Source organism: Burkholderia pyrrocinia, from assembly GCF_003330765.1.
Lineage (GTDB): Bacteria > Pseudomonadota > Gammaproteobacteria > Burkholderiales > Burkholderiaceae > Burkholderia > Burkholderia pyrrocinia_B.
The window spans coordinates 113591-135548 of record NZ_CP024903.1 but is presented as its reverse complement, the minus strand read 5'-3'; the positions used below and the strand labels follow the sequence as shown (position 1 = coordinate 135548).

Here is a 21958-nt window from a genome sequence, read left to right as displayed (position 1 = left end):
TTTGCGGCACAGTCATCAATAAAATTGATCGTCACGATGAAAATTATGCGTTTTCCTTGCAGGTCGCCGTGGGGCATAGTTGCGTCGTGTTGACGCACCTTTGAGTCCCTCAGTCATGAACATGCGAATCGAGCCTTCCGTGCTCGCGAACCCCGACCTGCAATTTGCGACGCTTTCGTCAGGCATCAGCCTGCCGTATGTCGAGCGGGGCAGCGGCGCGCCGATGGTGTTCGTGCACGGCTCGCTGTGCGACTACCGCTACTGGGATCCGCAACTCGCGTCGCTGTCGGCCCACTATCGCTGCATCGCGCCGAGCCTCAGCCATTACTGGCCGGCCGTCGAAGCGGGCATCCAGGACGAGTTCAGCTGGCAGAACCACGTCGACGAGCTCGCCGAATTCATCGACGCGCTCGATCTCGGCCCCGTGCATCTGGTCGGCCATTCGCGTGGCGGCAGCGTCGCGTTCAACGTCGCGCGCCAGCATCCGCATCTCGTCGACTCGCTCACGCTCGCCGATCCGGGCGGCCCGCTGCAGCAGCCAGGCGTGCGCGAAGCCGCGCTGCCGGCCGCCGCGATCGCGCTGCGCACGAAGGCCGTGAACCTGATCGGGCAAGGCGACGTCGAGGGCGGCCTCGAGATGTTCGTCGATTCGGTGAGCCTGCCCGGCGCGTGGAAGAAGAGCACGTCGCGCTTCCGCACGATGGCGATCGACAACGCGAGCACGCTGCCGAAGCAGTTGCGCGACCCGCTGCCCGCGTATTCGCAGCACACGGCCAGCGACATCGCATGCCGCACGCTGCTGATCGACGGCCAGCGCAGCCCGAAGATGTTCCGCAACAACGTCGACACGCTGTCGCAATGGATCGGCGATGCGCAACGGCAGACCGTCGCCGGCGCATCGCACGGGATGAATGCGGCGAGCCCCGCCGTGTTCAACCGCTACGTGCACGAGTTCGTCGCGGCGTAATTTCACGCGCGGCATTCGCTCCGCCCGGTCTTTCCCTTCCGTTTCAGAAGCGATGCGGGCCCTGCTTCGCATCGCTTCGCTGCCCCCACGTTACGCAATCGGTTCGGCCTTGCGCGTGACCGCATCCGGCAACCCGAACACGCTGTCGAACGACCAGTTGTACGCGAACGTGAAGATCGGGAAGAACACGATCAGCACCGCCGTCGCTGCACCGAGCCATCCGGCGATCGCCGAATGCGCAGCCGGAGAGACAGGCGTAACGGACTTCCCATAAAAAAACCCGATCCGCGTCGCCGCGGATCGGGGTTCTTCAGCGCACCTCTGTTACGACGGCCCGTCACGGGCCGCCCGCTTCAACGCACTGCAACCTCCTGCTTGCCCGTCGCCGCATCGCCGACGGCGGCCGGAGCCGATGCCGGCGCCGCGCCCCACCCGCCGCCGAGCGCGCGAATCAGGTTGACGGTCGACACGGCCTGCGCGCCGGTCAGCTGGTTCGACTGCAACTGCGACTGCAGCACCGAGCGCTCGCTGTCGATCACGTCGAGATAGGCAACCTCGCCTTCCTGGTACTGCGTGCGCGACAGCGTCGCCGCGCGGCGCGACGCGTTGACGGCCGCATCCTGCGCGCGGATCTGGTCGTCGAGCAGACGCAGATCGGCGAGATTGTCCTCGACCTCGCGGAACGCGACGAGCACCTGCTGCCGATAGTTCGCGACCTGCTCGTCGTACTGCGCACGCGCCTGCTGCACGCCCGCCGCACGGCGCCCGCCATCGAACAGCGGCAGCGTCAGCGCGGTGCCGGCGAACGGCCCGAGCAGGAACGTGCGGCTCGACCACAGGAACAGGTTGCCGAGCGTCGACGCCTCATAGCCGAACGCACCCGTGATGTCGAGCTTCGGGAAGTACGCCGACTTAGCAAGACCGATCCGCGCGTTCGCGGCCGCCATCGCGCGCTCGGCCGCCGACACGTCCGGACGACGTTCGAGCAGCGCGGACGGCAGGCCCGGCGGAACCTTCACGCCGACCGGCACGATCGGCGTTTCCTTGAACGCGAAATCCGCAGGCGCCTTGCCGAGCAGGATCGCGAGCGCATGCTCGGAGGCCGCTCGCCGGCGCGCGACGCCGACCGCATCGGCCTGCGCGCTGGCCAGCTCGTTCTTCGCGCGCGACACGTCGAGCTCGCTGATGTCGCCTTCGTTGAAGCGACGCTGCACGAGCTTCAGCGCCTGATCGCGCAATTCCACCGTGCGACGGTACAGGTCCTGGTCCGAGTCGAGCTGGCGCAGTTCGAAGTAGTTCTGCGCGACGTCCGCCTGCAGCGCGAGTTGCACCGAACGGAACAGCGCTTCGCTTTGCGCCTGGTCGGCGCGCGACGCCTCGACGTTGCGGCCGACGCGGCCGAACAGGTCGGCCTCATACGACACCGTGCCCTGCGCACGCCACAGCGTCGCGTTGGTCGGGCCCGTGCCCTGCGGCTGGAGCTGCGACGCCGACGACAGCCCTTCGCGCGTCGGCCCGAAGCCGGCGCCGATTTGCGGGAACCATTGCGAGCGCGCCGAACGCGTCGCCGCGCGCGCTTCCTCGACACGCGCGGCCGCGGCCTTCAGGTTCTGGTTCGCGGCGAGCGCCTGCGTCTCGAGCGAATCGAGCACGGGATCGCCGAACACCGTCCACCATTCGCCGCGATGCGCACCGTCCGACGGCTCGGCCGTCTTCCACGTGCCGGACTGTTCGCCCGCTGCGAGCGTCGGCGCTTCCTTGAATGCCGTCGGCGTCGACGCATCCGGGCGCTTGTAGTCGGGGCCCACCGCGCACGCGGCGAGCAGCGTCGCGAGCAGGGTGCTCGCGGCCGCCACCTTCGCGAAGCGCATCAGGCCATTCGAGTTGTGCATGTTGTTCATCTTTTTATCCTCAAGCATCCGGAGCAGGCACGCCCGGGGCCGGTACGCCGTAGCCGGCCGAATCCTTGCCGGCGACGTGGATCTTGCCGCCCGCGAGCGTGCGCAGCACGACGTAGAACACCGGCGTCAGCATCAGCCCGAACAGCGTCACGCCGAGCATCCCGAAGAACACGGCGACACCCATCGCATGCCGCATCTCCGAGCCCGCGCCCGTCGACGTGACGAGCGGCACGACGCCCATGATGAACGCGATCGACGTCATCAGGATCGGGCGCAGCCGCATCCGGCTCGCCTCGATCGCGGCCTCGAGCGGCGTCCTGCCGTCGTGTTCGAGTTCGCGCGCGAATTCAACGATCAGGATCGCGTTCTTCGCCGACAGCCCCACCAGCACCATCAGGCCGATCTGCGTGAAGATGTTGTTGTCGCCCTGCGTGAGCCACACGCCCGTCAGCGCCGACAGAATGCTCATCGGCACGATCAGGATCACCGCGAGCGGCAGCGTCAGGCTCTCGTACAACGCGGCGAGCACGAGGAACACGAGCAGCACGCTGATCGGGAACACGACGATCGCCGCGTTGCCCGCGAGGATCTGCTGGTACGTGAGGTCGGTCCACTCGAACCGCACGCCGCGCGGCAGCGTCTCGTGCGCGATGCGCTCGATCGCGGCCTGCGCCTGCCCCGACGAGAAGCCCGGTGCCGGGCCGCCGTTGATGTCGGCCGCCGTGTAGCCGTTGTAGCGCACGACCATTTCAGGGCCGAACGTCGGCGTCACCGTGACGAGCGACGACAGCGGCACCATCTCGCCCTTGTCGTTGCGCGTCTTGAGCTGCAGGATGTCGTCCGCGCGCTGGCGGAACGGCGCATCGGCCTGCACGCGCACCTGGTACACGCGCCCGAAGCGGTTGAAGTCGTTCACGTACAGCGAGCCGAGATACACCTGCATCGTGTTGAACACGTCGGTGACCGGCACGCCGAGCTGCTTCGCCTTCACGCGATCGAGATCGACGTTGAGCTGCGGCACGTTGATCTGGTAGCTCGTGAACAACGGGCCCAGTTCCGGCGCCTGCTGCGCGCGCTTGATGAAGTCGTTGGTCGCATCCGCGAGCCGCGCATAGCCGACCGCGCCGCGATCCTCGATCTGCATCTTGAAGCCGCCGAGCGTGCCGAGGCCGAGCACCGGCGGCGGCGGGAACACCGCGACGAACGAGTCCTTCATTGCGCCGTACTGCTGGTTCAGCGCGCCCGCGATCGCGCCGGCCGACAGCGCCTTGCCGTGCCGTTCCGAGAACGGCTTGAGCGTGACGAACACGATGCCCGCGCTTGAGCTGTTGGTGAAGCCGTTCACCGACAGCCCCGGGAACGCGACCGCGCTCTCGACGCCCGGCTGCTTCAGCGCGATCGAGCCCATGTCGCGGATCACCTTCTCGGTGCGGTCGAGCGACGCGCCGTTCGGCAGCTGCGCGAACGCGATCAGGTATTCCTTGTCCTGCGCGGGCACGAAACCGCCCGGCACGACCTTCGACACGAGCACGGTCGCGCCCACCAGCACGAGGTACACGCCGAGCATCGCCGTCTTGCGCGACAGCACGCCGCGCACGCCTCGGCCGTAGTTCTCCGCGCCGCGATGGAACACCTTGTTGAAGCCGCGGAAGAAGCCGCCGAGCACGCGGTTCATCACGCGCGTGAGCCAGTCTTCCTTCTCGCCATGGCCCTTCAGCAGGATCGCGGACAGCGCCGGCGACAGCGTCAGCGAGTTGAACGCCGAGATCACTGTCGAGATCGCGATGGTCATTGCGAACTGCTTGTAGAACTGGCCGGTCAGGCCCGACATGAACGCGAGCGGCACGAACACGGCGACGAGCGTCAGCGCGATCGCGATGATCGGCCCGCTCACTTCCTGCATCGCCTTGTAGGTCGCCTGCCGCGCGTTCATCCCGCTCTCGATGTTGCGCTCGACGTTCTCGACGACGACGATCGCATCGTCGACCACGATCCCGATCGCCAGCACCATCCCGAACAGCGACAACGCGTTGATCGAATACCCGAACGCGAGCAGCAGCGAGAACGTGCCGATGATCGACACCGGCACCGCGATCAGCGGAATCAGCGATGCGCGCCAGGTCTGCAGGAACACGATCACGACGATCACGACCAGCGCGATCGCTTCGAGCAGCGTGTGCACGACGGCCTTGATCGACGAGCGCACGAACTGCGTCGGGTCATAGACGATCTTGTAGTCGATGCCCGCCGGCATGTCCTGCTTCAGCTCGGCCATCGTCTTGCGCACTTCGTCCGAGATCTGCAGCGAGTTCGCGCCCGGCGACTGGTTGATCGCCATCGCGACAGCCGGCTTGTTGTCGAGCAGCGAGCGCAGCCCGTACTCCGACGCGTCGAGCTGGATCCGTGCGATGTCGCGCAGGCGCGTGACGCCGCCGTCCGGCGTCGTCTTCACGACGATGTCGCCGAACTCGTCTTCCGTCTGCAGACGGCCGCGCGCGTTCACCGACAGCTGCAGCGGCGTGCCGGGCAGCGACGGCGACGCGCCGATCACGCCGGCCGCCACCTGCACGTTCTGCTCGCGGATCGCCTGCACGACGTCCTCGGCGGACAGCCCGCGCTGCGCGACCTTCTGCGGATCGAGCCACACGCGCATCGCGTAGTCGCCCGAACCCCACAGCTGCACCTGGCCGACGCCCTGGATCCGCGACAGGCGATCCTTCACGTTGATCAGCGCGTAGTTGCGCAGGTAGGTCATGTCGTAGCGGTTGTCCGGCGAGATCAGGTGGACAACCATCGTCAGCGTCGGCGAGCTCTTCACCGTCGTGATGCCGAGCCGCTGCACGTCTTCCGGCAGGCGCGGCAGCGCCTGGTTCACGCGGTTCTGCACCAGCTGCGTGGCCTTGTCCGGATCGGTGCCGAGCTTGAACGTGACGGTGATCGTCATGTTGCCGTCGCTGTTCGCCTGCGACTGCATGTAGAGCATGTCCTCGACGCCGTTGATCTGCTCTTCAAGCGGCGACGCGACCGTCTCGGCGATCACTTTCGGGTTCGCGCCCGGGTACTGCGCCTTCACGATCACGGAAGGTGGCACGACTTCCGGATATTCCGAAATCGGCAGCAGGAACATCGCGATCACCCCGCCGAGCAGGATGATCACCGATAGGACTCCTGCAAAGATCGGCCGGTCGATAAAGAATTTTGAAATGTTCATGTGTGGCTCTGTCTGGTTGAACGCGGAGGCGAAGCGGCGTGCCGCTTACGAATCCGCCTTCGCCGCCTTCGTCGGCGCTGCCGGCTTCGCGTTGTCCGCCAGCGGCGCGGACGGTGCATCGCCTCCCGTCATCGGGACCATGTGCGGCTTCACCTGCTCGCCGGGCCGCACGCGCTGCGTGCCGTTCACGACCACGCGGTCGCCCGCGGCGAGGCCGCTCACGATCACGCGCCGGTTGCCGTGCTGCATCCCCTGCTGCACTTCGCGGTACGACACGCGGCCCTGCTGGTCGACGACGAACACGAACTTCTTGTCCTGGTCGGTGTTGATCGCCGCGTCGTCGACGAGCAGCGCCTGGTGCGGCGCGCTGCCGCCCACCTTCACGCGCGCGTAGAGGCCCGGGACCAGCGCGCCGTCCGCGTTGTCGAAGCGCGCACGCACGCGGATCGTGCCGGACGACGTGTCGAGCCGGTTGTCGACCGAATCGATCACGCCGCTGCGCGAGTAGCCGGTTTCGTTCGCGAGGCCGAGCTCGACCGGCACCTTGCGGCCGTCGCGCGCGCCGTTGATGTATTGCAGGTAGGTCTGCTCGTCCGCGTCGAACGACGCATAGATCGGCGACACCGACACGAGCGTCGTCAGCGGCGCGGCCGACGCGCCGGCCGATACCACGTTGCCGACCGTGATCTCCGCACGCGACACGCGGCCCGACACGGGCGCGGTGATCCGCGTATAGCCGAGGTTGATGCGCGCCGTTTCCAGCGCCGCATCGGCCGCCTTCAGGTTCGCATTCGCCTCGCGCGCCGCGTTCTGCTTCTCGTCGTAGTCGCGCTTCGCGATCGCGTTGTCGACGATCAGCCGCTGCGCGCGCTGCCAGTCGGTCTGCGCATAGCCGTTGCGCGCCTGCGCGCCCGCGAGCTGCGCGGCCGCGCGATCGGTTTCCGCCTGGTACGGACGCGGGTCGATCACGAACAGCACATCGCCCTTCTTCACGAGCGCGCCGTCCTTGAAGTTCACCGCGACGATCGTGCCCGACACCTGCGGGCGCACGTCGACCTTCTCGACCGCTTCGAGGCGGCCCGAATAGCTTTGCCAGTCGGTCACGGTCTGCGGCACGATGGTCGCGACGTCGACTTCGGGCAGCGGCGCCGCCGCTTTCTCGGGCGCGTTCGCGTTCACGCGCATCGCGCCGAACGTTCCGAGGCCGACGACGGCGAGCGTCACGATCGCCGCAGTCGCGATTCGGGAACGGGAGGTGCGTAGGATGGCCATGTGGATCTCCAGTAAACGTGGATTGGTTTGGTTATTCGGAACGGTTCGGCTGGCGCGCCTGGAAGCGGCACTGGAAGAAGCGCACGGCTTCCTCGAAGGCGGCTTCGTGCGTCGCGAGCGCGGCGTGCGTGATGTCCGGATAGCGGATCACCTGCGTGAGCACGCCCGACGAGATCAGGCAGCCCGCATATTTCTCCGCTTCGACATGCAGCACGTCGTTCTGCGCGGTGACGACGAGCGTCGGCGGCAGGCCCGCGAGGCGCACCGATTCGAGCGGCGCCGCGTACGGGTGCATGCGCTGCGCCGCCTGCGGCAGATACGCGCGATAACATGCGGCACATTCGCGTGGCGTGATGTCCGACTCGAGCCGATCGGCGTCGCCAATGCGCGTCATGCTCGGATCGAGCATCGGCCCGAACAGCGCCTGCGCGACGATCGACACTTCGCCGCGATCGCGCGCGATGAACGCGAGGCAGTTCGCGAGCTGGCCGCCCGCGTCGTGGCCTGCGACGCCGATCTTCTTCGGGTTGCCGCCGAATGCGCGGGCGCGCGTCGCGGCCCACACGGCCGCGCGATACGCATCCTCCGGCGCAGCCGGAAAAGGAAAGGCCGGCGCGAGCGAATAATCGACCGACACTACGAGAGCTGGTAAGCGTTCTGCTAAAAAGCGCGCGGCGAAGTCGGCGTCTTCGAGCGAACCGCGCACGAAGCCACCGCCGTGGAAATAAAGCACTACTGGCAACCCGGTCTTGTCCGGGCGGCGGTAGAGGCGCAGCACGATGTCCTGCGCGTAGCCGGGGATTTCCACCTCCGACACCACCAGCGCCGCGCCGGCTCTGGCTTCGGCGGGCAACGCGGCTTTCAGGAATTTGCTGAATTCAGAAGCGTCCATGACGATGCAGCATCCATTTCGAGATGGAACGAATTCTGGGTCCGGCAGACATCCGGATAAATGCCTATAATCCGGCAACACAATTCAACGCCCCCGAACAATCCAAGGCTGCGTTCACCCACGAGGTAACGCAGCCTCTTTGTTCCGGAGGCTCATTAGATTGCGGAGGTTGTGATGGACCGGCTTCAGGCCATGCAGGTGTTTACTCGCGTCGTCGATACAAGCAGCTTCACCAAGGCAGCAGAAACGCTCGGCTTGCCGCGGGCGTCCGTCACGACGATCATCCAGAATCTCGAAGCGTTCCTCGGCGTGCGGCTGATGCACCGGACCACGCGCCGGCTGTCGCTCACGCCGGACGGCGCCGCGTACTACGAAAGATGCGTGCGGATCCTCGCGGACGTCGAGGAAACCGAAGCAAGCTTCCAGAACAACAACCGGAAGCCGCACGGAAAGTTGCGTATCGACATGCCCGGTTCGATCGGGCGCCTGCTCGTGATTCCGTCGCTGTGCGAATTTCATACGCGCTATCCGGACATCGACCTGCAGCTCGGCCTGTCCGACCGGCCGGTCGACCTTCTGCAGGAAGGCGTCGATTGCGTGATCCGCGTCGGCGCGCTGCAGGACTCGTCGCTCGTCGCGCGTCGTGTCGGCCTGTTCGAAGGCGTGACGGTCGCCGCGCCCGACTATCTCGAGCGCCACGGCGAGCCGCAGACGATCGACGACCTGAGCCATCACAAGGCCGTCAACTATTTCTCGAGCCGCACCGGCCGCACGATCGACTGGACGTTCCTGAGCGACGGCAAGGAAGTCGAGGTCAAGATGGACAGCATCGTGTCGGTGAACGATGCGGATGCGTACGTGACCTGCGGGGTCGAAGGCTTCGGGCTGATCCAGCCGCCGCTCTTCATGGTGCTGCCGCACCTGCGCGAGGGCCGGCTCAAGGAGGTCCTGCCCGGCGTCAAGCCGCTGCCGATGCCGATCTCGGTCGTGTATCCGCACAGCCGCCATCTGTCGCCGAAGGTGCGTGTGTTCGTCGACTGGGTCGCCGAAGTGTTCGACCGCTGCCCGCTGCTGAGCGGCAAGGGCAGCCTCGACGCGACGTGCAGCAAGCGCACGTTCGAGGAAGCCGAACGCGCGCCGGCGCTCGACACGCCGGTCATCAACGAATGGGTCGCGTAATCGTCTGAACTGCGCGTCTGAACTGCGCGCGCGGGCTGCGAGGCCCGTGCGCCGCCCCGCCTTCGCGCCGCCTTTCCGCGTGGCGCACAAGATCTTTCCCGAATCCGCAGCAAACCTTTGTGCCGACCGCGGCAATCGTCCGCGCGAGTCGTTGCGCGTCGCCGTCGCACCCGCGCGAGGCCCGCTGCAAGCGGGTTCGAGCGATTTCCGCATCACCCTGCCGGCCATGCGGATGACGATTGTTCCACTGCAACGACAAATCAATTCGCGTCTGCCGCATTTATCGCGACGGAACAGATACCTAGAGTAAACCCTGTCGCGCACCTCGTTGCGCATCGAACAGATCCCGTTGATGGGACCGGAGTGAGCGCTAAAGCGCCAACTCCGACAGACAGGAGTTACGCCATGAACCGCCGCCACCTTCTCTCCGCCGTCGCCCTTGCACTCGCCGTGTCCGCACCGGCCTTCGCCGATTCAAGCACCCCGCATGCCGGCGATTACGGCAACACGTCGTGGTACTCGCAGCACTCCGGCCCGCGTACGCGCGCCGAAGTCAGCGCGGAAGTCGAACAGGCCCGCCGCGACGGCACGCTCGCGTACCTGCGCAAGGCGAATTCGTATCCGCAAGGGCTCGAACTGGCACAAGGCCCGTATCGCCCGATGCCGGAAAGCAACCAGCTCGCCGGCGGAGGCCGGTAAACGCGCAACGCCGCGCAGCGGGTTACCCCGTGCGCGGCGTCGGAAAACATCACTCGACGACTCGCTGAGTCAGTTAGTTGCAGGAGCACATGATGAACGACCCACTTCCTTCGCCGCTCGATCACTGGGACGACACCACGCCGGTCTGGACGCCGTTCCGTTCGGCCCAGCACGCGCATTGACCGCCGGCTGAGTCATCGTCCGGACCTTACCGGCGCGGCACGCCGTCGCGCCATTCGCCCCAGTGCGTCACGATGTCCTGCACGAGCGGATTGCCCGCGCGGTACAGGTTTTCGGTCGCCGGGGCGAAGCCGCCCTGGTCTGCGTAGTTCAGCAGGTTGTCGGCGCTCGTCTGCCCCGCATACGGCCGGTCGAAATCGGACCCCGTGCGCAGCACCGCGACGCGCGACAGGTCGACCCGCTTCACGCTCGCCGCGCGCTTGAGCGCTTCATACGTCGCGTTGTCTTCCTGCGCGGTCATGCAGTAGGTACCCTTGCCGTCCGTCAGGATCTTCGTCCACTGGCGCGCGCGCTCGCCGATCAGCGTGCCCGAGAACCACGTGTTGCCCGATGACGTGTCGCACTGGATCACCGTCGGCGGCCGGTTCGCCGGCGCATACGTGAACTTCGCGCGCGCGGCCTGCGCCTGCGCGCTGTCGGCGAGCACGACGTTGCGCGACAGCGCGTACGCAGCGTCGGTCAGCTGCGGGTTGAGCTGGAACACTTCGGTGCGGTAGTCGAGCGGCGGCTTGTCGTTCGGGCTCTTCGTGTTGATGCCGAGATAGCCGGTATTCCAGCCGGCCGGAATCTCGCGTGCATCGAGTTCCCACTGCAGGCTGAAGTCGACGAGGTATTTCGACCACGCGGCGGAACCGACCGTGCCTTGCGCGGGGTCGACGCCCGCGATGCCCGAGACCAGGAAATACGTGCGGCGCAGATCGAAGCGCTGCGAGAACGTGAGCGCCATGATCGTCGCAGTCGCATTCGCATAGCCCATGCCGGTCGTCACCACGCACACGTCCTGCTTGTTGCAGTGCACGGCCGGATAGTCGGACGACAGGCCCGGCACGGTGATGTCGCGCCACGGGCCGAGCCGGTCGAGCCAGGCCTGGCCCTCCGGACCGAACATCGTGATGATCATGACCTTGACCGGGCGGCCCTGTGCACCGGTCTCGGCGAATGCATTGTTGCCCGCGTTGTTGCCCTGGTTGTCCTGCGCGATCGACGGCGCGGTCGCACAGGCTGCGAGCGAGAATGCAGCAGCGGAAAGAATGGAGCGAGTCAGCATCGGCGTTCCTTGTTTCGGTGATGTTGGGTGAGAACGGCTCTCGGAGACTGCGCGAGGGAGTATAGAACGGGCATGCGCAATGCGGAACCCGACTACGAAACGGCTGCGGGTGTTTTGGCGCGTGAGTGATACGCGTGGAGAGCGTGACGGCATCGGCATGCCGAATTACACAATAACTTCAGGAATACTATCCGGTTGATCGGCACGCCAGCTGGTGCCGGCACATCCACCGCCTAAACCGCTACGACTGCGCAAGCACGACGAGCGCTGCGTAGTTCGCGATCATCAGCCCGAACAGGAAGTCGTTCATCGGTGTCGATGCCTTCGATGGAAGGCATCGATTCTAGCGACCGCAAAACGATCCGGTATGGAATTTCCGCGTCAGGCAACGTCGACGCGCGCAGGCCCGTCCACCATCTCGCCGATCACGGCCGCGCGGTCGAAACCGTCGGCACGGAAGCACGCAAGGACTTCGTCGACAGCCTCGGGCGCGCACGCGACCAGCAGGCCGCCCGACGTCTGCGGATCGGTCAGCAGTGCCTGCGCGACGGGCAGCAGCCCGTCGGCCAGCCGCACATCCGTGCCGTACGCGGCCCAGTTGCGACCCGATGCGCCGGTGAACACGCCGTCGGCAACGAACGTCTCGACGCCCGCGAGCCACGGCAGCGACGCATAGTGCACACGCGCGGTGAGATGCGCGCCGCGCGCCAGTTCGAGCGTATGGCCAAGCAGCCCGAAGCCCGTGACGTCGGTCAGCGCGTGCACGCCCGGCAGCGCGGCGAGTTCGGCGCCCGGCCGGTTCAGCTTGGTGGTCGTCGCGACCATCTGCGCATAGCCCGCGGCGTCGAGCTGGTTCTTTTTCAGCGCGGCCGACAGCACGCCGACGCCGAGCGGCTTGCCGAGCACGAGCACGTCGCCCGCGCGCGCGGCCGCGTTGCGCTTCACGCGTGACGGATGCACGACGCCGATCGCCGCGAGCCCGTAGATCGGCTCGACCGAATCGATCGAATGGCCGCCCGCGACCGGAATGCCGGCGTCTGCGCATACGGACTCGCCGCCGCGCAGCACGGCCGCGATCGTCTCGTGCGGCAGCACGTTGATCGGCATCCCGACCAGCGCGAGCGCGAGGATCGGCTTGCCGCCCATCGCATAGACGTCGGACAGCGCGTTGGTCGCCGCGATGCGGCCGAAGTCGAACGGATCGTCGACGATCGGCATGAAGAAGTCGGTGGTCGCGACGATCGCCTGCTCGTCGTTCAGCCGGTAAACAGCCGCGTCGTCGGACGTCTCGGTGCCGACCAGCAGATCCGGGAACAACGCGGGCGGCGTCGCGCGCTTCAGCAGCTCGGACAGCACGCCAGGCGCGATCTTGCAACCGCAGCCGCCCCCGTGCGACAGGCTCGTGAGGCGCGGAACGGCAGGCTGGGCTTGGGTGGCTTCGGTCATCGTCGGCATCCGGTAAATAACAACGTTCTATTATCGACAATTCCGCGCGAGCGCGCCCGATACCCACATAATTGACGGCGCCTGCCCGCTCCCGCTCCCGTCCGCGCCTTCGTCAATGGATCACCTTTTTATCGGCCTCGTGCTGTGCTCCGCGCTGCTGCACGCCATCTGGAACGCCTTCCTCCACGTCAGCGAAGACCGGCTCGTCCAGCTCGGCACGATGTCGCTGCCGTATCTCGCGTTCGGCGTCGCCGGCGCCGCGCTGCTGCCCGCGCCGGCGCCCGCCGCCTGGCCATACATTGCCGCGTCGGCCGCGCTCGAGGTCGCGTACTGCTTCACGCTCGCGCGCGCGTACCGCAGCGGCGAGTTCGGGCAGATCTATCCGATCGCGCGCGGGATGTCGCCGCTGCTCGTATCGGTGCTCGCGTTCGCGGTGCTGCACGAGCGTCCGACGCCGTTCGGCTTCGCGGGCATCGCGCTCGTGTCATTCGGCATCATGTCGCTCGCGCTGCGGCGCGGGTTCAGGTTCTCCGGGGAAGGCGTGCCGTATGCGCTGCTCACGGGCGTGTTCATCGCCACGTATTCGATCTGCGACGGGATCGGCTCGCGCGTGTCCGGCAGCGCGCTCGGCTACATCGCGTGGGTGTACCTGCTGTGGAGCGTGCCGCAGCTCGTGCTCGTCTGCGCAGCGCGCGGCGGCCCGCGTGCAGTGCTCGGCTCGCGCACGGCGCTGCGGCAGGGTGCGATCGCCGGCACGATCTCGCTCGCCGCGTATGCGATCGTGATCCTCGCGTACCGGCACCTGCCGGTCGCGACCGTGTCGGCGCTGCGCGAAACGAGCTCGATCTTCGCGGTCGCGATCGGCTGGTTCGTGATGCGCGAGCGGCCCGGCGCGCAGCGGCTCGCCGCGTGCGCGCTGGTGGTCGCGGGCGCGGCGCTGATCCGGCTCTAAGCGCGAATGTTCTCCGCGCTGCGGAGAGAATGGCTCGATCCCGCGTCGACCGCCTACACCATACCGCGACAATGCCGTCGCGCCGTTCCCTTCAAGCCGCCGCAACCACCCTCCCGAACGCCCGCTCGTCGATCGCCTCGGCGAGCGTCGCGAACGCCGGCGCGATCTCGTCCTCCGGCACGCACGCATAGCCGAGCAGCAACCCCGACGCCGCGCGCTCGCGGTCCGCGTAATAGCCGGACAACGGCCGCACGACGATATTGCGCTCCAGCGCGGCCTGCGCGACCGCACGATCGTCGACGCCTGCCGGCAATTGCGTGACGAGATGCAGCCCCGCATCGCTGCCGAGCGCCTGCAGCGTGTCGCCATAGCGGCGCGCGACCGCGTCGAGCAGCACTTCGCGGCGTTGCCCGTACAGCGTGCGCATCTTGCGGATATGCGATACGAAGTGCCCTTCCGCGATGAATTCCGCGAGCACGGCCTGCTGCAGCAACTGCCCTTCGCGATACAGTTCGGCGCTCGCGGTCGCGAAGCTTTCCGCGAGCGGTTCCGGCGCGACCAGATAGCCGACCCGCAACCCGGGAAACAGCGTCTTGCCGAAACTGCCGACGTAGATCACCTGCCCGGCCGTATCGAGACCCTGCAGCGACGCGAGCGGCCGGCTGCCGTAGCGGAATTCGCTGTCGTAATCGTCCTCGATGATCCAGCAGCCGTGCTGGCGCGCGTATTCGAGCAGCATCCGCCGCCGCGCGAGGCTCATCACCATCCCGAGCGGATACTGGTGCGACGGCGTGACGAGCATCAGCTTCGGCGGTTCGGCGAGATCGGCGGCCGACGGCGCGATGCCTTCGTCGTCGACCGGAATCGGCCGCGTGGTCAGCCCCGACACATTCAGCACGCTGCGCACGCCCCAGTAGCACGGGTCCTCGGTCCAGATCGCGTCGCCCGGGTCGGTCAGCAGCCGCACCGCGAGGTCGATCGACTGGTGGATGCCGGTCGTGATCACGATCTGCTCGGGTGTGCAGCGCACCGAGCGCGCCGTGCGCAGGTAGTCGGCCAGCGCCTCGCGCAGCAGCGCAAGCCCGCCGCCTGGCGCATAGGTCAGCAGGTCGGGGCGCAAACGCCGCCAGTACTTGTTGTGCAGCCGCGTCCACACGCGCGCCGGAAATCGCGACACATCGGGCACGCCCGGCATGAACGCGCCGCCCTGCCGCTTCGACACGCCGGCCCCTTCGACGAGCCGCGTGCCGCGCGCGGACAGCCGCCGCGCGGACGGCAGCACGACGGCCGGGCCTGCCGTCGCGTCGGGCGGCGCGCCGACGATCTCGTCCGGCGCGCTGTCGGCGACGAACGTGCCGCGGCCCGTCGCCGAATTCACGTAACCTTCGAGCGCAAGCTGTTCGTAAACCTGCGTGACCGTGTTGCGTGCGATCCCTAGCTCGGCGGCCAGCAGCCGCGACGACGGCACGCGCGTGCCGGCCGGCAGTTCGCGCGACAGGATCGCCTGTTGCAACAGCCGGTGAAGCTGCCGGTAGATCGGCTGTTCGCCGCCGCGCACGAGGCGCTGCGCCAGCCAGTCCGACAACACGCTCGCGCGCATGATTGGCTCCTGAATATTTATTGAAATGGCTCTGATTGCCAGAGCCAAATGTGATTATAGTCGCCTCCATGGGCTGCCAATGCGCCCGATTTTCTGCTCACCGGATAGAACATCAAGGAGATGACCGTGAAGAATGCCGACCTGCAGGCCCGCAAGAACGCCGCCACCCCGCGCGGCGTCGGCGTGATGTGCGATTTCTACGCAGCCCGCGCCGAGAACGCGGAGCTGTGGGATGTCGAAGGCCGCCGCTTCATCGATTTCGCCGCCGGCATCGCGGTGCTGAACACCGGCCACCGCCACCCGAAGATCGTCAAGGCGATCGCGGATCAACTGAACAACTTCACGCACACCGCTTACCAGATCGTCCCGTACGCGTCGTACGTCGAACTGGCCGAGAAGATCAACGCCCGCGCACCGGGCGATTTCCCGAAAAAGACCGCGTTCTTCACGACCGGCGCCGAAGCCGTCGAAAACGCGATCAAGATCGCGCGCGCATCGACCGGCCGTCCGGGCGTCATCGCATTCTCGGGCGGCTTCCACGGCCGCACGATGATGGGCATGGCGCTGACCGGCAAGGTCGCCCCGTACAAGCTGAACTTCGGCCCGTTCCCGGGCGACGTGTTCCACGCGCCGTACCCGAACGCGCTGCACGGCGTGACGACGGCCGACTCGATCAAGGCGATCGAGATGCTGTTCAAGGCCGATATCGATCCGAAGCGCGTCGCCGCGATCATCTTCGAACCGGTCCAGGGCGAAGGCGGCTTCTACTCGGCGCCGGCCGAATTCGTGCGCGCGCTGCGCAAGATCTGTAACGAGCACGGCATCCTGCTGATCGCCGACGAAGTGCAGACCGGCTTCGCACGTACCGGCAAGCTGTTCGCGATGCAGCACTACGACGTGCTGGCCGACCTGATCACGATGGCGAAGAGCCTCGCGGGCGGCATGCCGCTGTCGGGCGTCGTCGGCCGTGCGGACGTGATGGACGCGGCAGCGCCCGGCGGCCTCGGCGGCACGTATGCGGGCAACCCGCTGGCCGTCGCATCGGCGCACGCGGTGCTCGAAATCATCGACGAAGAGAAGCTGTGCGAGCGCGCCACGCAACTCGGCGACGTGCTGAAGGCGAAGCTGAATTCGCTGCAGGCCGACGTGCCGCAGATCGCCGACGTGCGCGGCCCGGGCGCGATGATCGCGGTCGAGTTCCTGAAGCCGGGCTCGGGCGAGCCGGACGCCGACTTCACGAAGCGCGTGCAGGCGCGTGCGCTCGAGCGCGGCCTGCTGCTGCTCGTGTGCGGCGTGTACTCGAACGTCGTGCGCTTCCTGTTCCCGCTGACGATTACGCAGGCCGTGTTCGACGAAGCGCTCGTGATCCTCGAGGAAGTGCTGAAGGAAACGGTCGGCGTGCCGGCCTGAGTTCCCGTCAACCGAATGCGCCGCCGCCGTCGTCAAGACGGCGGCGGCCGTTTCATCCGTCATCTTCAAAGCAGGCTACTCACATGAGCACTGTTCAGGAAACCCTGGCACTGAAAGATCCGTCGCTGTTCCGCCAGCAGGCGTACGTCAACGGCGAATGGCAAGATGCATCGAACGGCGAGTCGTTCGAAGTCCGCAATCCGGCGACGGGCGGCCTGCTCGGCACCGTGCCGGCGATGGGTACGGCCGAGACGCGTCACGCGATCGACGCCGCGAATGCCGCCTGGCCGGCCTGGCGCAAGAAGACCGCGAAGGAACGCGCGGCGATCCTGCGCAAGTGGCACGACCTGATGATGGAAAACGCCGACGACCTCGCGCTGATCCTGACGACCGAACAGGGCAAGTCGCTGGCCGAAGCGAAGGGCGAGATCGGCTACGCGGCATCGTTCCTCGAGTGGTTCGCCGAGGAAGGCAAGCGCGTGTACGGCGACACGATCCCGACGCCGGCGAGCGACAAGCGCATCGTCGTGACGAAGGAAGCGATCGGCGTGTGCGCGGCGATCACGCCGTGGAACTTCCCGGCGGCGATGATCACGCGCAAGGTCGGCCCCGCGCTCGCGGCAGGCTGCCCGATCGTCGTGAAGCCGGCCGAGGCAACCCCGTTCTCTGCGCTCGCGATGGCCGTGCTGGCGGAGCGCGCGGGCGTGCCGGCCGGCGTGTTCAGCGTCGTCACGGGCGACCCGAAGGCGATCGGCGGCGAACTGACGTCGAACCCGATCGTGCGCAAGCTGTCGTTCACCGGCTCGACGCCGGTCGGCCGCCTGCTGATGGCGCAATGCGCGGCGACGGTCAAGAAGGTGTCGCTGGAGCTCGGCGGCAACGCGCCGTTCATCGTGTTCGACGACGCCGATCTCGATGCGGCCGTGCAGGGCGCGATCGCGTCGAAATACCGCAACAGCGGCCAGACCTGCGTGTGCACGAACCGCTTCTACGTGCATGAAGCCGTGTACGACCAGTTCGCGCAGAAGCTCGCGGCGGCGGTCGGCCAGCTGAAGGTCGGGCGCGGCACCGAGTCGGGCGTCACGCAAGGCCCGCTGATCAACGAGGCGGCCGTGCTGAAGGTCGAGGCGCACATCGAGGACGCGCTCGCGAAGGGCGCGACCGTCGTGACGGGCGGCAAGCGCCACGCGCTCGGCCACAGCTTCTTCGAGCCGACCGTGCTGACGGGTGTCACGCCCGCGATGAAGGTCGCGAAGGAAGAGACGTTCGGGCCGCTCGCGCCGCTGTTCAAGTTCAGCAGCGACGACGAGGTGATCCGCCTCGCGAACGACACCGAGTTCGGTCTTGCCGCGTATTTCTTCAGCCGCGACATCGGCCGCGTGTGGAAGGTCGCCGAAGCGCTCGAATACGGGATGGTCGGCGTGAACACGGGCCTGATCTCGAACGAAGTCGCACCGTTCGGCGGCGTCAAGCAGTCGGGCCTCGGCCGCGAAGGTTCGCACTACGGCATCGACGACTACGTCGTGATCAAGTACCTCTGTCTCGCTGTCTGACGGTTCAGGGCCTGGGCATCACGCGCAGGCCCTGACCGCCCGGCCGGAACCGGGCGGTCCGACGCGGGCCGGCGCCCCTCTCCGTCGCGCCCGCGTCACCTCGCGGCGCTACGCTCGATGTCTTCGTGCTTCCCATGCGCGATTTCGGCGCCGCCTCGGCCGAACGTCATACCGTTCGCGAATTTCGTTCACGTCTCATTTCTCGTTCCGCAGCAAGCCGCTAGATTGAGCGTTCCACCTCGATCCGGTTTGCATGCGCATGAACACTTCACCCGACGGCGCGGCCCGCGCACCATCTGCTCGCGGCGTGCCCGCACCACTTCCTTGCAATCGCCCAGGCACCCGCCAACGCCCGCGGCGCGCGATCGCGCCTGCGAAGCAAGGAGCCTGCGCATGATCTTGAGTACGTCCAATCGTCGAACGATCCCGCTCGCGGGAAATTCACGCGGCACGAGCAATCACCAGCCGTTCGTCGTCATCTACGACGGGCCTGCACTCGCCGAGCACAGGATGGACGTGCGCGACCTGGCCCCGGCGCTCATCGCTATCGCCGATCTGTTCACGTCTACCAACAAGGAGCTCAACGGCGAAAACGCCGAGGTGCGTCTCGAGGTCCGGGGCAGCTTCAAGGCCGGCTCGTTCCACTCGGAGCTGATCTTCGTCCAGTCACTCGCGAGCCAGATCCGCGACCTGTTCGCGGGGCCGAACGCCGGCGCGTTCAGCAACGCGATGGCGATCCTCGGCGCACTCGGCATCGTCGGAGGCGGCGGCCTGATCGGCCTGATCCGTACGCTGCGCGGACGCAAACCGCGTCGCATCGAACAGGAAGGGGAACAAACCCGGGTCTGGATCTCGGAACAGGAATCCTTCACTGTCGACGAAGTCACCTATCGGCTCTACCTGAACCGGACGGTCCGCGTCAGCCTGCAGAAAGCGCTGTCGCCGCTCGAACGCGACGGCATCGCCAGCTTCGGCATCGTTCGCGGCAACACGATCGAACTCACGATCGAGAACGACGAACTCGATGTGTTCGCGAGCAGCGACGATCCCGGCGAAGTGGTCACCGATACGATCGCGCGCAAGGTGCTGCTGCTCGAATCCGTCGTGTTCAAGGACGGCAACAAGTGGCGTGTGCACGACGGCACATCCGCGTTCTTCGCCGCGCTGGAGGACGAACAGTTTCTCGCGAAGGTCGATGCCGGCGAGCGCTTCGGAAAAGGAGACGTGCTGGTCGTCGATCTTCGTCAGACGCAGATCGTCACCGACGAGGGGCTCCGCAACGAATACCGGATCGTCAAGGTTCGCGAGCATCGTGCGCCGCTGCAGCCGGCGCTGATCTGACCGTCGCCGGCAGGATGCGCGGGCCGGCGCCCCTCTCCGCCGCGCCCGCGTCGCGTCGCCTCCCCGCCATCAGCGGAACACGTTCACCGCATCCACGAGCCGCGTCGCCTGCTGCTTCAGGCTCTCCGACGCCGCCGTGCTCTGCTCGACGAGCGCCGCGTTCTGCTGCGTGATGTTGTCCAGATGCACGACCGCCTGGTCGACCTGCGCGACCCCCGTGCTTTGCTCAACCGTCGACGAGCTGATTTCCGCGATCAGGTCCGACACGCGCTTCACCTGCGTGACGATGTCCTCCATCGTCTTGCCCGCGCCGTCGACGATCCGTGCGCCCGATTCGACCCGCTCGACACTCGCACCGATCAGCGTCTTGATCTCCTTCGCCGCGTTCGCGCTGCGCTGCGCGAGCGCCCGCACCTCGCCCGCGACCACCGCGAAGCCGCGCCCCTGCTCGCCCGCGCGCGCGGCCTCGACGGCCGCGTTCAGCGCGAGGATGTTGGTCTGGAACGCGATGCCGTCGATCACGCCGATGATGTCCGCGATCTTGCGCGAGCTGTCGGTGATGTCGCTCATCGTCGTGACGACCTCGCTCACGGCCTGCCCGCCGCGCCCGGCCGCATCGCTCGCCGATACCGCGAGCCGGTTCGCCTGCAGCGCGGTTTCCGCGTTGCTGTCGACGGTCGCCGTCATCTCGGCCATCGACGCGGCCGTCTCCTGCACGCTCGACGCAGCCTGCTCGGTGCGCGCGCTCAGGTCGTTGTTGCCCTGCGCGATCTCGTTGCTCGCGCGCTGCACGTTGTGCACCTGCTCGCTGACGTCGTCGACGAGCCAACGGAACATCAGCCCGAGCTGGTTGAGCGTGCGCAGCGTCATGCCGATCTCGTCGACGCGATCCATCCGCACGCCGCGCCGGCTCTCGCCGGTCGCGACGTTCAGCGCCTGGTCGTGCAGCCGCTTCAGCGGACGCACGATCTGCGCGTCGAGCCACAGGCCAGCAGCAGCAGCCACGCCGACCGTCGCGGCGGCAAACGCCGCGAGCCCGCCGCCGGCCAGCCCGCATGCCCAGCCCGCACCGACGACAGCCGGCGCCAGCACGCACAGCGCCGAATGAACCCGCGCGCGCACCGACATCGTCTGCGACAGCGACGCGATGCGCATCAGCCCCGTGCGGATGATCAGCCCCTTGTGGAACCGGCGCTGGCCGGCCTTGCCTTCGCGAAACGCGCGATACAGCGCGTCGGCGGCCTCGGTCTCGTTGCGCGGCGCCTTCGTGCGCACCGACATGTAGCCCTGCGGCTCGCCGTTGCGCATCACCGGTATCGCGTTCGCGCGCACCCAGTAGTGGTCGCCATTCTTCCGGCGGTTCTTCACGAGCGCGGTCCACGGCTCGCCGCGCTTGAGCGTCGCCCACATGTCGGCAAACGCTTCGCGCGGCATGTCCGGGTGGCGCACCGCGTTGTGCGGCTGGCCGACGAGCTCCTCGTTCGAGAAACCGCTGACCTGCGCGAACGTGGTATTCGCGTACGTGATGATGCTGTCGGCATCGGTCGTCGACATCAGCGTGACGTCGTCGGGAAAATCGAATGCTTGTTGGGTAACGGGCTGGTTGTTGCGCATGCAAGGCTCCGAAAGGCGGATATGTCGTCCGCGCCGCGCTGAAATCGCGCTCAGTAGCCGAAAAACGGTTGATCGCTTTACGACGGTCTTCATCTTTACTGTCGGCAACCCAGTGGAAAACCTTACCCTTGTCGCGCATAAAATATCCAATTCTGCCGCCGCCATGATTTCGATCAAATAATCCGGCGATAATCGGCGCGTGCACTTATCCGTATGTCACAACGCGCTGCCCGACAGCGCCGTGCGGCGAGTCAACGCAGGCATCCATTGCCTGCGACAAAACGATTCGGTCTATCCTGCTCCATTCAACCGCAATTCAAATTCAATGAAAAAGGCATTGCACGCACTGAATCGGCTGTCCTGGAATACGGCGACGGTCGCGGCGACTGGTTCCGTGGGTTGTTCGACGATGCGCGACTCGTCGCGGCAACCGTCGTGGACAGCCGGCCGCTCGGCCCGCAACGCGACATACTGCAGTTGAAGTTCCTGCATGTGAGTCGCAACTGGCGCGGCTGCGGGCTTGGCGAGCAGCTCTACCACGCGGCCCATGCGCAGACTGGGTGAAGCGTGGAATTTCCCGCTTTGCGACAGCCGCCATCAGCCATCACGGAGAGCGAAATTGCAGAACGAGCG

General features: G+C 66.9%; 16 protein-coding genes. 8 read left to right on the top strand and 8 right to left on the bottom strand.

The window, feature by feature from the left end:
- Positions 1-115 precede the first annotated feature (115 nt).
- Positions 116-967: an alpha/beta fold hydrolase gene (locus CUJ89_RS18195; protein ID WP_114178818.1), complete on the top strand. Its 852-nt coding sequence runs from the start codon at positions 116-118 to the stop codon at positions 965-967.
- A 353-nt stretch (positions 968-1320) separates the two neighbouring features.
- On the opposite strand, the gene opcM is transcribed toward CUJ89_RS18195, so the two are convergent.
- The 4 genes from opcM to CUJ89_RS18175 are packed head-to-tail and all read right to left on the bottom strand — an operon-like array spanning position 1321 to position 8243.
- Entirely contained in the window at positions 1321-2868 is a 1548-nt protein-coding gene (gene opcM, locus CUJ89_RS18190; RefSeq protein ID WP_114178816.1) for a multidrug efflux transporter outer membrane subunit OpcM, read from the bottom strand.
- Between the two features lie 10 nt (positions 2869-2878).
- Positions 2879-6079: a multidrug efflux RND transporter permease subunit CeoB gene (ceoB, locus tag CUJ89_RS18185; RefSeq protein WP_114178814.1), complete on the bottom strand. Its 3201-nt coding sequence runs from the start codon at positions 6077-6079 to the stop codon at positions 2879-2881.
- Between the two features lie 45 nt (positions 6080-6124).
- Entirely contained in the window at positions 6125-7351 is a 1227-nt protein-coding gene (gene ceoA, locus CUJ89_RS18180) for a multidrug efflux RND transporter periplasmic adaptor subunit CeoA (protein WP_114178812.1), read from the bottom strand.
- 31 nt (positions 7352-7382) lie between these two features.
- Positions 7383-8243 (bottom strand): alpha/beta hydrolase, encoded by an 861-nt coding sequence (locus CUJ89_RS18175; protein WP_114178810.1) that lies wholly within the window; start codon positions 8241-8243, stop codon positions 7383-7385.
- Positions 8244-8417: 174 nt separating this feature from the next.
- On the opposite strand from CUJ89_RS18175, the gene ceoR reads away from it, so the two are divergent.
- Both ceoR and CUJ89_RS18165 read left to right on the top strand, forming a co-directional pair.
- The gene (gene ceoR / locus CUJ89_RS18170) at positions 8418-9422 is read left to right on the top strand and encodes a putative multidrug efflux transcriptional regulator CeoR (protein WP_114178808.1); all 1005 of its coding nucleotides are present in this window, start codon (positions 8418-8420) and stop codon (positions 9420-9422) included.
- Between the two features lie 405 nt (positions 9423-9827).
- The gene (locus tag CUJ89_RS18165; protein WP_114178806.1) at positions 9828-10121 is read left to right on the top strand and encodes a DUF4148 domain-containing protein; all 294 of its coding nucleotides are present in this window, start codon (positions 9828-9830) and stop codon (positions 10119-10121) included.
- Positions 10122-10329: 208 nt separating this feature from the next.
- Here the strand turns inward: CUJ89_RS18165 and CUJ89_RS18160 are convergent, their stop codons facing one another.
- Both CUJ89_RS18160 and selD read right to left on the bottom strand, forming a co-directional pair.
- Positions 10330-11409, bottom strand: coding sequence for a purine-nucleoside phosphorylase (locus CUJ89_RS18160; RefSeq protein WP_114178804.1), 1080 nt, complete (start codon positions 11407-11409; stop codon positions 10330-10332).
- 381 nt (positions 11410-11790) lie between these two features.
- Complete coding sequence (gene selD / locus CUJ89_RS18155) at positions 11791-12855, bottom strand: selenide, water dikinase SelD (protein ID WP_114181433.1); 1065 nt, start codon at positions 12853-12855, stop codon at positions 11791-11793.
- 115 nt (positions 12856-12970) lie between these two features.
- Between selD and CUJ89_RS18150 the strand changes: the two genes are divergently transcribed.
- Positions 12971-13807 (top strand): DMT family transporter, encoded by an 837-nt coding sequence (locus CUJ89_RS18150; protein WP_114178802.1) that lies wholly within the window; start codon positions 12971-12973, stop codon positions 13805-13807.
- Positions 13808-13898: 91 nt separating this feature from the next.
- On the opposite strand, the gene CUJ89_RS18145 is transcribed toward CUJ89_RS18150, so the two are convergent.
- Positions 13899-15407: a PLP-dependent aminotransferase family protein gene (locus CUJ89_RS18145; RefSeq protein ID WP_114178800.1), complete on the bottom strand. Its 1509-nt coding sequence runs from the start codon at positions 15405-15407 to the stop codon at positions 13899-13901.
- A 120-nt stretch (positions 15408-15527) separates the two neighbouring features.
- Here CUJ89_RS18145 and CUJ89_RS18140 point away from each other — a divergent pair, with 120 nt between their 5' ends.
- The 3 genes from CUJ89_RS18140 to CUJ89_RS18130 all read left to right on the top strand — a co-directional run bounded on the left by CUJ89_RS18140 (position 15528) and on the right by CUJ89_RS18130 (position 19711).
- On the top strand, positions 15528-16817 hold the full coding sequence (locus CUJ89_RS18140) for a 4-aminobutyrate--2-oxoglutarate transaminase (protein WP_201752365.1): 1290 nt from the start codon (positions 15528-15530) through the stop codon (positions 16815-16817).
- 83 nt (positions 16818-16900) lie between these two features.
- Entirely contained in the window at positions 16901-18370 is a 1470-nt protein-coding gene (gene gabD / locus CUJ89_RS18135) for an NADP-dependent succinate-semialdehyde dehydrogenase (protein WP_114178798.1), read from the top strand.
- A gap of 117 nt (positions 18371-18487) precedes the next feature.
- On the top strand, positions 18488-19711 hold the full coding sequence (locus CUJ89_RS18130; protein ID WP_236655028.1) for a hypothetical protein: 1224 nt from the start codon (positions 18488-18490) through the stop codon (positions 19709-19711).
- A gap of 69 nt (positions 19712-19780) precedes the next feature.
- On the opposite strand, the gene CUJ89_RS18125 is transcribed toward CUJ89_RS18130, so the two are convergent.
- Positions 19781-21325, bottom strand: a complete 1545-nt coding sequence (locus CUJ89_RS18125; protein ID WP_114178794.1) for a PAS domain-containing methyl-accepting chemotaxis protein — start codon at positions 21323-21325, stop codon at positions 19781-19783.
- Between the two features lie 267 nt (positions 21326-21592).
- Between CUJ89_RS18125 and CUJ89_RS38540 the strand changes: the two genes are divergently transcribed.
- Complete coding sequence (locus CUJ89_RS38540; protein WP_236655027.1) at positions 21593-21889, top strand: hypothetical protein; 297 nt, start codon at positions 21593-21595, stop codon at positions 21887-21889.
- Positions 21890-21958 lie beyond the last annotated feature (69 nt).